General features: G+C 73.7%; 8 protein-coding genes and 2 pseudogenes. 3 read left to right on the plus strand and 7 right to left on the minus strand.

Going from position 1 to position 10,520, the window contains the following annotated elements:
- Nucleotides 1-111: 111 nt before the first annotated feature.
- The 3 genes and pseudogenes from ABIA32_RS30390 to ABIA32_RS30400 form a co-directional block, all read right to left on the minus strand.
- Nucleotides 112-1,482: an AAA domain-containing protein gene (locus ABIA32_RS30390; protein WP_370102465.1), complete on the minus strand. Its 1,371-nt coding sequence runs from the start codon at nt 1,480-1,482 to the stop codon at nt 112-114.
- Nucleotides 1,479-2,993, minus strand: coding sequence for a hypothetical protein (locus tag ABIA32_RS30395; RefSeq protein ID WP_370102466.1), 1,515 nt, complete (start codon nt 2,991-2,993; stop codon nt 1,479-1,481). Before ABIA32_RS30395 ends, ABIA32_RS30390 begins: the two co-directional genes overlap by 4 nt.
- A gap of 365 nt (nt 2,994-3,358) precedes the next feature.
- Nucleotides 3,359-4,483, minus strand: a pseudogene (locus ABIA32_RS30400) (hypothetical protein); the annotation flags it as partial.
- 395 nt (nt 4,484-4,878) lie between these two features.
- On the opposite strand from ABIA32_RS30400, the gene ABIA32_RS30405 reads away from it, so the two are divergent.
- Together ABIA32_RS30405 and ABIA32_RS30410 are read left to right on the plus strand one after the other, a co-directional pair.
- Nucleotides 4,879-5,589: a TetR/AcrR family transcriptional regulator gene (locus ABIA32_RS30405; protein ID WP_370102469.1), complete on the plus strand. Its 711-nt coding sequence runs from the start codon at nt 4,879-4,881 to the stop codon at nt 5,587-5,589.
- Nucleotides 5,590-5,693: 104 nt separating this feature from the next.
- A complete protein-coding gene (locus ABIA32_RS30410; RefSeq protein WP_370102471.1) occupies nt 5,694-6,332 on the plus strand; it encodes a histidine phosphatase family protein in 639 nt (212 codons plus the stop codon).
- A 15-nt stretch (nt 6,333-6,347) separates the two neighbouring features.
- Here ABIA32_RS30410 and ABIA32_RS30415 read toward each other — a convergent pair whose 3' ends face one another.
- Both ABIA32_RS30415 and ABIA32_RS30420 read right to left on the minus strand, forming a co-directional pair.
- Nucleotides 6,348-6,806: a heme-degrading domain-containing protein gene (locus tag ABIA32_RS30415; protein ID WP_370102474.1), complete on the minus strand. Its 459-nt coding sequence runs from the start codon at nt 6,804-6,806 to the stop codon at nt 6,348-6,350.
- Nucleotides 6,803-7,870, minus strand: coding sequence for a Gfo/Idh/MocA family oxidoreductase (locus ABIA32_RS30420; protein ID WP_370102476.1), 1,068 nt, complete (start codon nt 7,868-7,870; stop codon nt 6,803-6,805). Before ABIA32_RS30420 ends, ABIA32_RS30415 begins: the two co-directional genes overlap by 4 nt.
- A gap of 124 nt (nt 7,871-7,994) precedes the next feature.
- On the opposite strand from ABIA32_RS30420, the gene ABIA32_RS30425 reads away from it, so the two are divergent.
- Nucleotides 7,995-9,053, plus strand: coding sequence for an ROK family protein (locus ABIA32_RS30425; RefSeq protein WP_370102479.1), 1,059 nt, complete (start codon nt 7,995-7,997; stop codon nt 9,051-9,053).
- A 51-nt stretch (nt 9,054-9,104) separates the two neighbouring features.
- On the opposite strand, the gene ABIA32_RS30430 is transcribed toward ABIA32_RS30425, so the two are convergent.
- Together ABIA32_RS30430 and ABIA32_RS30435 are read right to left on the minus strand one after the other, a co-directional pair.
- A complete protein-coding gene (locus ABIA32_RS30430; protein WP_370102482.1) occupies nt 9,105-10,178 on the minus strand; it encodes a tetratricopeptide repeat protein in 1,074 nt (357 codons plus the stop codon).
- A 57-nt stretch (nt 10,179-10,235) separates the two neighbouring features.
- A pseudogene (locus ABIA32_RS30435) lies at nt 10,236-10,430 on the minus strand (hypothetical protein); the annotation flags it as partial.
- Between the last annotated feature and the right edge of the window lie 90 nt (nt 10,431-10,520).

Raw genomic sequence — 10,520 nt, forward strand, 5'->3', positions numbered from 1 at the left:
GGCCGCCCGGTTAGGAACAGGGCCTGTACTTTCGCTTATTCCCGTGCGATTCCCGCGTTCGGGCGATCCGGGCGTCCCGCGGCCTGCCGCCCGCAGCCCCTCTTCGCCAGGTCACGGCGCGACCGGAACCCGGAACGCCCGCAGGTGTTCCAGCACCGCGTGGTTCGCCTCCCACCCGTCGGGGAACTTCGAGGTCACGCCGAGCAGCACCGGCTCCGTCGACGGATGCGCGTCCAGAAGCTCGGGGATGCCCGCGCGGGTGACGACGATGCAGGCGTGGCGGTGGCGGGAGGCCAGCACGCAGAGGCGGCCCGTCTCCAGATGGAACGCCGTCGCGTCCGGGCGGCCGGAGAGCGGGTGGAGCACCACTGTCACGTCGTACTCGCGGCCCTGCAGGCGGTCGGCCGTGTCGACGGTGACGCCGTCGACGTCGAGCGCGGCGAGCGCCGCGCGGACGGCTGCGGCCTGGTCCCGGTGGGCCGTGCCGACGGCGACCCGGTCGGCGGTGAGCGGCGTCTCGTCCTGATCGGACCAGGCCGAGCCGCCACGCGCCAGCAGCCGGGCGACGACGGCCGCGACCGCGGCGACCGCCTCGGGATCGGTGCGGACGGTGTGCCGGGCAGGGAGCTCAAGCAACCCCCAGCCCGACTCGGCCGCGGTGTCCAGCACGTCGTCCGCGGCGAGCGCGAGCCCGCGACCGAGCCGGGGGTCCGGCGCGGGGGCGGCGCCGAGCAGCAGCCGCCGAGCGCCCGGGTCTGTGCCCGCGCGGAACGGCGCGAGCGGGTAGAACGCGTCCGAGACGAGTGGCGCAGCCGAGGACGGCAGCCGCCAGGAGACCGGCAGCCGATGCGGCACGATGCCCGGATTGTGAGCGAGCAGGGTGACGACGGCGCTCTGGGAGGGGTCGTAGCTCAGCCCGGCCCAGGTGTCCGTGCCCACGATGCTGAACGGGTCCAACTGCCCCGGATCCCCGACGAACAGCGCCCGCTCGAAGAGCCGCGCCACCGCGAGCAGCGCGTCCGATCGCATCTGGTACGCCTCGTCGACGATCGCGTGACGCCACGGCTCGACGTCCTTGACCCACTGCCACTTCGCCGCCGTGGCGACGACCACCGGCAGCTCACGCAGCTCCGCCGCCTTCGTGGACGCGACGACGCCGGGATGCCGCAGCACGCTCTGCGCCGGAGCGGCGTCACTGCCGTGGAGACGCCCGATCGCCAGCCGCTCGTCCGCCCGCGCGAGCCGGTCGACCAGGTCGTCGACCTGGCTGTTGGTCTGCGCGACGATCATCAGCTGCTCGCCGGCCGCGACCAGCTCGCGCGCCGCCGTGACGACCAGCGTCGACTTGCCCGCGCCCGGGGGCGAGTCGACCACCGTGCCGCGCTCGCCGCCGCGCAGCGCCGAGTCCAGGATCGCGGCGACGGCGGCGTTCGCCTGCTCGGCGGGGGAGGGCTCTGGTGAGGAGGAGAGGACGGGGGTCACTGCGGCGGGCCTCCGTGGGTCCAGGGGGTGTCCTCGGGCTCGGGCAGTGGGGCCGACTGGCGCGCCGAGAGCTCGAACAGGGTGAAGCAGACCTGCTCGCCCGGCTCGGGAACGCTGCCGGGCTCGGGCTCCTTCTTCCGGCCCATGCCGCTGAGCAGACGCACCGTCAGCAGTCCGGCCTCGGCGTCGACCGCCGCGAGCTCGGCCTTCTGCGCGGCCGGGCCGCCGGCCCGGTGCAGTTCGCCGCCCGGCTCGGCGTGCGGGCGGTCGTCCGTGCGGACGGTGACCAGCGGGCGCGGCTTGGGGCTGCGCCCGCTCGTGTCGTACGCGGCCTCGACCGCGACCACCTCGCCTGCGAAGGCCTGACCGGCCAGCCGGTGCTCGGCCATGGCGAGCGGATCGTCGAGCGCTTCCTGGAGATCCAGTCGCGTCTGCTCGCGCTCGCGCTGGGCCAGTTTGCGCGCGGCGGTGACGGCGTCGTCCCGGATCGGCTGCGGCGGCTCGCCGGCCGCCAGGCGATCGCGGTGGGCGGTGTAGGACCAACGGTCGCTCTCCCACCGCTCCTGGACGCGTGCGCCGGGCGGCAGCGTGCGCAGCAGCTCGATGCCGTGCCAGACCTGTTCCCAGACCGGCAGCAACACCGACTCCAGCAACGCGTCGAGCTCCGCCGTCCGCGCCTTGACGAGCCGTTCGTCGCCGGCGGCGCGGGCCGCGTCGTAGCGGGTGACCGCCGGGCCGAGCAGCGCGCTGTCGAAGGCCGGATCGGTGGCCGGACCGGCCGGCGGGCAGAGCAGTTGGCCGCGCGCGTCCCTGCCGGTCTCGGCGCGGAGCGCGGCCTGCTCGCCGCGTCCGCCGTCCGGCGGGGCGATCCACCCGAGCAGTGCGCCAAGGTGGGCGTCTTCGAGCGAGCTCTGCCCGGTGGCCCAGTGCCGGGCGAGCACGCTCGTCAGCGGCAGCAGCAGCGAGGAGCCGGGGATCCGCGCGCGGTCCGACAGATGGGTCAGCCACCGGCCCAGCAGCGGCACGCGGGCGGGCGCGGGGTATGGCCCCGGGTCCGGATCCTCCGCCGTGCGGCGGAAGCGCATGGAGCGGCCGAGCAACCGGAGCAGTTCGACGCCGCCCTCGTTCGGGACGATCAGCTGCGGCGCGTCCGCGCAGAGTTCGCGCACCTCGGTCTTCTTCTCGCCGGTCTCCTCGTCCTTGACGGAGCGTTCGAGGAGCTCGACGTCGTCCCCGAAACCCTCCAGGTAGGGGAGCAGCTCGTCGGCCAGGTGGGCGAGGAATGCGAACCGGAGGTCGCGGTCGAGCGGCTGCGGAACGGTCAGCAGCACCGGCCGCTCCCGCTCCCGCCCGAACAGCGCGGCCAACGGCGCCCCCGCCTCACCCGCGGCGGCGAGCGGTACCAGCACGAACGGCTGTGCGGCGAGATGCCGATGACACACCGTCGCCAGCGGTTGCGCCACCCCGGACCGCACGGCCTCCAGCCGGGCGAGCGTCGTCAACAGACTCATCGACCCTGCCCTTCCGCCGCGCCGCCGCGCCCATCGCCGTACTCGTCCGACGCGTTCAGCCCGTGGGCCTCCGGCCCGCCCAGCCCGCCCGGGTCGGCTGCGGTGACGGACTGACCCGACGCGTTCAGTCGGCGCGTCCCGCCGTGCGCGCTCGGAGCAGAGGGCCCGCCGTGGGCTACTGCTGTGGCGGACTGGTCCGGGGAGTTCGGGATGCCCGCCTGGCATTGCGCTGTCGGCGCGGCGGAGCCGCCGTAGGTGGTCGGCGCGTCGGGCGTGCTCGGTGCGAGCGTCGTGACCGTCGCGGCCCGGCCGATCAACTCGCCCGGCAGGACGTCCTCTGCACTGCGGGGCTTCGGCGACGATCCCAGGGCCTCGTGGCGCAGCTGAGCGGCGCGAGCGAGGGCGCCACCGGGGCCGGTCGCGGCGAGGGCGGCGGCGACCGTGGTGAGGCTGCCGAGCTCGCCGCGGACGCCGCGCCCGAGGGTCTCGACCGAGCCCGCGTCGCGGGCCTGGGAGCGGCAGTGGAAGGCCAGTTCGCAGGCGGCGAGGCAGTCCGGCGCGTAGGCGTGCGCCAGCGCGTCGACCGCCGTCGGCTCCTCGTCGAGCCGGGCGCCGGCGGGCAGCGTGGCGAGCAGTTGCTCGACGCGCGTGAGGCGGGTGAGCTGACGCTGGGTCACCGCGAGCTGCTTGCGCAGGTCGACGGGCGCGGCCACCGGCACGTTGGAGAAGTCGCGCGGACAGACCAGCAGCCCCGTCGTCGTCGGCGCGGCGGCGAGACCCTCCGGATCGACGTAGGGGGAGTCGGGCAGGTCGACGCCGTCCAGCGCGGCTGCCGTCGCCCGCAGCGCCAGCACGTAGACGGCGGCCTGTCGGGCGGCGGCGCCGACCTTGGCAGGATCGGCGCTGCCGTCCAGGATCGGGAAGGACTTGATCTCCACCACCGTCCACCGTCCGTCGGGCCGGACCACGACGGCGTCGGGCTCCAGCGAGACCGTGGACCCGGCGACCTCCAGCCGGAGCAGCGGATGGTCGAGCAGCGTCCACGCGCCGTCGTGCTCCGCCGACTTAGCCGCCTCGGCGAGCACGACGCGGGTGCGCGCGGCGCGTACCGCCGGACCCTCCCCGACCAGCAGATCCGGCACCTCGACCCGGGCCTGCTCGGACGCCTCGGGCAGCAGGTGGGAGCGGAGCAGTGCGACCAGTTCGGTGCAGCGGTCGGCGCGCAACCGCCGCTCGAACGCGAGCCCGCGCGTGATCGCGAAGGGCGACTGCCCGAACGCGGCGGGGCTGCCCAGGCGTGTCGCCAGCGCGGCCTTGTCGACCCCGGCGGCGTCGAGCACGGCCCGCCGACCGCACCCGGGATTCGCCGCGAGAGCGGCCAGCGCCCGCGCGTCCATGCTCCGCGCGGCGGCGTCCCCGCGGAGCGCGGCGAGCCGCGATTCGAGCGGGGTGAGGGGCGGGTCGACCCGCGTGTGCGTCGAGTGGTTCATGGTGCCCGCCAGTGTTGCACCTACCCATGACAGCGGCGGGCAGCCCGAGGCATCCGGAAGCCGCCGCTGCGGGGGCGGCTGCAGCGGGCCCGCGCCCGCGACTGGTCGCGCCGGTGCCCCACCTGCGCCCGCGCCCGCGCCCGCGTCCGGGCCCGAGCCCTGACCCGGCGGACGCCGAGGCCGTGGTGTACGCGTCCACCTGAGCGATCCGTTCGGCGTGAACGCTGGGCGGCCACGCGCCGTCCGGTGGCTGCGCGAAACGGTCCGCATGCCACCGTGGGCAGTGAAACGTACGCACTACTGTACGCTGTACGTTAGTGCATCCACAACCGCCCTGAACAGCATTCCGAGGAGCCCACACGTTGCCGTTCACCAGGCCTGTGTACGCTCCAGACATGCCCTCCGAGCAGTCGATCGCCACCGTCGCGCCGCCCAGGCCCGCGCGTCGGTCGCGTGCGCCACGGGGTTCGCTGAGCGCTGAGCTGATCATCGATCACGCGCTCCGCCTGATGGACGAGCGGGGCCTGGAAGCCTTCTCGATGCGTGCACTCGCCGAGGACCTCGGCGTCGGCACGATGGCTCTGTACACCTACTTCCGCGGCAAGGACGAGCTCTTCCGCGCCGCGCGGGACCGCGTCCTCGCCGCGTACACGCCGCCGAGCACGGAGGGGACCTGGGACCAGCAGCTCCGGGCCGCCTGCCTCGCTGTGCACGAACTCTTCACCGGCCGCCCGGCCGTGCTGCGGCTGCTGGCCGAGTCGACGGGGCAGGATGACTTCGTCGACGTGGCGACCTCGTCGATGGACCGGATGCTCGGCCTGCTCCGCGAGGGCGGGCTCAACCGCGAGGACGCGGCGCGCGCGTACGGCACGATCTCGCGCTTCACCATCGGCTCGGCGCTCCGCGAGATCCGCGTCTGCGCCCGGCCCGAAGCGCTTGAGCTCTTCCGCAGCCGCATCGCGGCCCTTCCGGCCGAGCTCTACCCCCACCTCGCCGACCTGGGCCCCGAGGTCCTCGCCAACGCGGAGGACAGTCCCGGCCAGTACGAATACGGCCTCGATCTCATCCTTTCCGGTCTCCGTCACCTCCCTTCCCGCGACAGCTGAGCTGTGCGCCCCTCGCGCGCTGGAGGGGCTCGGCGGCGGGGTGGGGGACAGTCAGGGATCATGGGGGAGTCCGGGGCCGCTGCCACGATGCTTGGAGGACTCTCATGCCCGCGCGGATTCTGCTGGTCCGGCACGGTGAGACCGGTTGGTCGGCCACCGGCCGGCACACCGGACGCACCGACGTGCCGCTGACGGACGAGGGCCGTGAGATGGGCCGGAGGCTCGCCGCGCGTCTCGCCGCTGAGCCGTGGGAGGGGCTGCCCGAGGCGGAGGTGCTCACCAGCCCGCTGTCCCGGGCCCGCGAGACCGCCGAGCTCGCCGGATTCGCGGACCGGCTCATTACCGACGAGCGGCTGCTGGAGTGGGACTACGGCCAGTACGAAGGGCTGACCGGCCCGGAGATCCGCGCCGAGGCACACCCGGGCTGGCTGATCTGGCGCGATGGAGTGCCCGGCGGCGAGAAGCTCGGCGAGGTCTGCGAGCGGGTGGACGACTTCCTCGCCGACGTCGACGCGCGCGCGGGCGTTCCCGACCCGGACACCACGGTGATGCACGCCGCCGACCGCGATCTCGTCGTCTTCGCCCACGGCCATCTGCTGCGCATCCTCACCGCGCGCTGGCTCGGGATGCCGCCGGAGTACGGTCAGCGCTTCAAGCTGGGACCGGCCACCCTCTCCGTGCTGACCTGGGAGTACGGGGCGCGCGCCGTCGAGCGCTGGAACGACGCCGCGCACCTCGCCTGAGCCTCATCCGGCCGGTCACCCCTCCAGGAACTTCTCCAGCGCCTCGACCACGAGCTTGTGGTCGGCCAGCTGCCGCAGTCCGGAGACCGCCACCGTGCCCACCAGGCCGGCGTCCACGACCACAACGGGGAACGCGCCGCCGTGCGCGGCATAGCGGTCCGGGTCCAGTCGCGACTTCTCCTCGAAGCTGCTGCCCTGTTCCCGGAATCGCTGGCCGACCAGGTACGAGCTCGCGCCGTAGCGCCGCACGACGCGGATCTTCCGCTCGATCCAGGCGTCGTTGTCCGCGCTGGTGCCCGGCAGGGCGCAGTGGAAGAGCTGCTGGTCGCCGCGGCGCACGTCGACGGTCACCGGGAGTTCGCGCTCCCGGGCCAGGTCGACCAGCAGGCAGCCGAGACGCCAGGCGTCCTCGTTGGTGAAGCGGGCGAACTGCAGGCGGCTCTCCTGCTCGACGAGCTCGGCGGTGGTCGTCACAGCGCGACCGTCCGGCCCTCGGCCGCGGAGCGGCGCGCCGCCTCCAGCACGGTGAGCGCGGCCACCGCGTCGCGGGGTTCGACCGGTGCCGCCGCGCGTCCGTGCAGCGCCTCGACGATGCCCGCGTAGTAGTCCTGGTATGCGCCGGGAAGAGTCGGGTGGGCGACGGAGTCGTCGACCGTGCCCAGGCGACCGAAGAGCGCTGCGGGTGTCTCGCCCCAGCCCTCGTCGGCGGGTGTGCGACCGGCGCGCAGGGCGTCCTCTTGGCCGTCGAGGCCGTAGCTGACGTAGCCGGCCTCGCTGCCCAGCACCCGGAAGCGCGGCCCGAGTTCGGCGGCGGTCGCGCTCATCCACAGGTGGGAGCGGGTTCCGTCGGCGTGGGTGAGGGCGAGGAAGGAGTCGTCGTCCGCCTGAGCTCCATCGCGGCGCACGTCGAGCTCGGCGTAGACGCTTGCGGCCGGGCCGAAGAGGGTCAGCGCCTGGTCGACCAGGTGGCTGCCCAGGTCGTAGAGGAGTCCGCCCGCCTCGGCCGGGTCGCCCAGCTCGCGCCAGCCGCCCTTGAGCACGGGCCGCCAGCGCTCGAACCGGGACTCGAAGCGCTGCACGCGGCCCAGTCGACCAGATCGGACCAGCTCGGCGACGGTGCGGAAGTCGCCGTCCCAGCGTCGGTTCTGAAAGACACTCAGCATCAGCCCGCGCTTCTCCGCGAGCGCGGCGAGCTCGGCGCCCTCGGCCGCCGTGGCGGCGAGCGGCTTGTCGACGACGACAGGGGTACCGGCCGTGAGCGCGGCGGTGGCGAGGGGAATGTGGGTCCGGTTCGGGGAGGCGACCACGACCAGATCCAGGCCGAGTGGCCACAGCTCCTCGACCGTGTCGAGCAGGCGCGCCTGCGGGTACCGGGCGGCGGCCTGGGCCTGTCGCTCGGGGTTGGCCGTGACGACGGCCGCCAGCTCCAGGCCGGGCGTCGTCGCGATCAGGGGTGCGTGGAACACCGCGCCGGCGATGCCGTAGCCGATGAGACCTACGCGCAGGGGTGCGGGGCTGCTCTGTGTGCTGTTCGCCATGCCTCCAGTTAAACAACACTGTGGATTAAGTGGCAAGCAACGCGCATAATCTTGTCCTGTGCCGACTCCTTCCACACCCGCAGCTCGGGCAACCCCGGAGATCCCTGCCTCCGGAGCCGCCCGAGTGAGTCAGGCGGCCGGGGCGAACCTCTCCTCGTTGCGGGACCACAACGCGGCAGCCGTGCTGAGCCTGGTCCGGGCGGCGGGCGAAGTGGGCGTCAGCCGGGTCGAACTGGCTCGTGCGTCCGGCCTCACGGCGCAGGCCGTCAGCAAGATCGTGCATCGGCTGACCGAGGACGGCCTGCTGGCCGAGGCCGGGCGCGGCGTCTCCACCGGCGGCAAGCCGCGCACGCTGCTCACCCTCGTGCCCCAGGCCCGCTGGGCCGTCGGCGCGCAGCTCGGCCGCGACACCCTGACTGTCCTCCGCGCCGACCTCGCCGGAGGCGTCGCCGCACCCCGCCGCATCCCGATCGAGCTGGCCGACTGGGGGCCGCAGCGGGTGCTGGACCTGCTTGCCGAGGAGGTCGGCCGCCTGCTGGCGGGCCTGCCCCGCGACCGCGTTCTCGGCATCGGCGTCGCCTCACCCGGCCCGCTCGACCAGCGGGCGGGCCTGCTCCACCAGGTGACCGGCGCACCCGCGTGGGACGGATTGCGACTGGCCGAGGAGGTCACCGCGCGCGTCGGGCTGCCCGCGCTGATCGAGAAGGACAGCACTGCCGGTGTGCTGGGGGCGCTGGGCTCGCCGAACCGCGCCTTCGTCCACCTCGACCACGGACTCGGCGCCGGCCTCGTCCTCGGCGGCGCGGTCCAGCGCGGCGCCCGGACCAACGCGGGCGAGTTCGGCCACCAGACGCTCGACCCGGCCGGTCCCCGGTGCCGCTGCGGAAGCAAGGGCTGCGTCGAGGCCGTCTGGGCGGCGGCCCCGACTCGGGAGGCTGCGGCCCGGGTGCTGGGCGAGGGCGTGGCCAATCTGGTCCGGCTGCTGGACCTGGACGAGGTGGTCCTCGGCGGCCGTGAGGTGGTGGCAGCGCCTGACGTCTACCTCCGGACCGTCCGCGACGTGATCGCCGACCGGCTCCCCGACCCGGAGTGGCAGCGGGTCAGCGTCTCCGTCGCCCCGGCGGGGCCTGACGCGGTCGCGCTCGGCGCGGCCGGGCTGGTGCTGGGGCGGCTCTTCGGCTGAGGCGCGGTGGAGCCGCGGGAGGTGCGGCCGGGGTCTGCGCCTGCGTCGCCATCACGCACCGCTCGCCGGAGTGATGCTGCCGTTGATCAGGCGAAGCAGTTCCGCCGCGTCCTGGGTGCGGCCCACTTTCCCCAGGACCTCGGCCAGGGTGCGGCGCGCGCCCTGTAGGCGTTCGCCGTACGCCGCAGGCGTCCGGTCCGTGAGTCTGGCGAGTATCTCGACTGCCGTGGTAGCCGCCTCCAGCGCATGGGGCAGATCCTCGTCGCCCCTGGCCAGCGTCCAGGCTGTTGTCCACAGCGCCATGGCGAGGTCGGGTTCGTGAGCCTCGGGGTTAGCCTCGGCCAACCTGCGCTGAATGGCGGTGGCTTCTTCGATGGCGTCCAGGCTCTCCGCGTGCCGCCCCAGATCCCGGTACCGGTTCGAGAGGTTGTTCAATGACGAGGCGAGGTTGGGTTCGTGGGCGTCGGGGTTGGCCTCGGCCAGTTGTCGGTAGAGCGCGGTGGCCTCCTCGATCGCGGTCAGGCCCTCCGCCTGTCGCCCCACAGCCCCGTGCCGGATCGAGAGATTGTTGAGGGCCATGGCCAGGTTGGGTTCATAGGCGTCGGGATTGGCCTCGGCCAGTCGCCGGTAGAGCGGGGTGGCCTCCTCGATCGCGGTCAGGCCCTCCGCCTGTCGCCCCACAGCCCCGTATCGGATCGAGAGATTGTTGAGGGCCAAGGCGAGGTCGGGTTCGTAGGCGTCGGGATTGGCCTCGGCCAGTCGCCGGCAGACGGCGGTGGCCTCTTCGCTCGCTGCGAGGCCCTCCTCGCGCCGCCCTGCGTCCCCGTACCGGATCGAGAGGTTGTGCAGCGAGGAAGCGAGGGCGGGTTCGTAGGCGTCGGGGTTGGCCTCGGCCAACCTGCGGCGGATAGCGGTGGCCTCCTCGATCGTGGTCAGGCCCTCCGCTCGTCGTCCCACCTCTCCGTAGCCGACCGAGAGGTTGTTCAGCGATGTGGCCAGGTCGGGTTCGTGGGCGTCGGGGTTGGCCTCGGCCAACCTGCGGCGGATGGCGGTGGCCTCCTCGATCGTGGTCAGGCCCTCCGCTCGTCGTCCCAACCCCCCATATCGGTTCGAGAGGTTGATCAACGACGAAGCGAGGTCGGGTTCGTAGGCGTCGGGGTTGGTCGCGGTCAGTCGCCGGTAGATGGCGGTGGCCTCTTCGCTCGCGGCGAGGCCCTCCGCGCGCCGCCCTAGATCCCCGTACCGGACTGAGAGGTTGCTCAGCGAGGAAGCGAGGTCGGGTTCGTAGGCGTCGGGGTTGGCCTCGGCCAGCCTGCGGCGGATGGCGGTGGCCTCTTCGCTCGCGGCGAGGCCCTCCGCGCGCCGCCCTAGATGTATTGACCACGAGCGTTGTTGACGGTCCTGGGGGCTTGATCATGACGAAGACCTCCGGTGTGGTGGAGGTGTCTAGGCTTCACCGCACGCACG

It is taken from the genome of Streptacidiphilus sp. MAP12-20 (assembly GCF_041262525.1).
GTDB lineage: Bacteria > Actinomycetota > Actinomycetes > Streptomycetales > Streptomycetaceae > Streptacidiphilus.

Excerpts from the sequence above, each read along its gene's own strand:
- ABIA32_RS30395 (WP_370102466.1), bottom strand. The coding sequence starts at position 2,993 with ATGAGTCTGTTGACGACGCTCGCCCGGCTGGAGGCCGTGCGGTCCGGG.
- ABIA32_RS30405 (WP_370102469.1), top strand. The coding sequence starts at position 4,879 with ATGCCCTCCGAGCAGTCGATCGCCACCGTCGCGCCGCCCAGGCCCGCG.
- ABIA32_RS30410 (WP_370102471.1), top strand. The coding sequence starts at position 5,694 with ATGCCCGCGCGGATTCTGCTGGTCCGGCACGGTGAGACCGGTTGGTCG.
- ABIA32_RS30420 (WP_370102476.1), bottom strand. The coding sequence starts at position 7,870 with ATGGCGAACAGCACACAGAGCAGCCCCGCACCCCTGCGCGTAGGTCTC.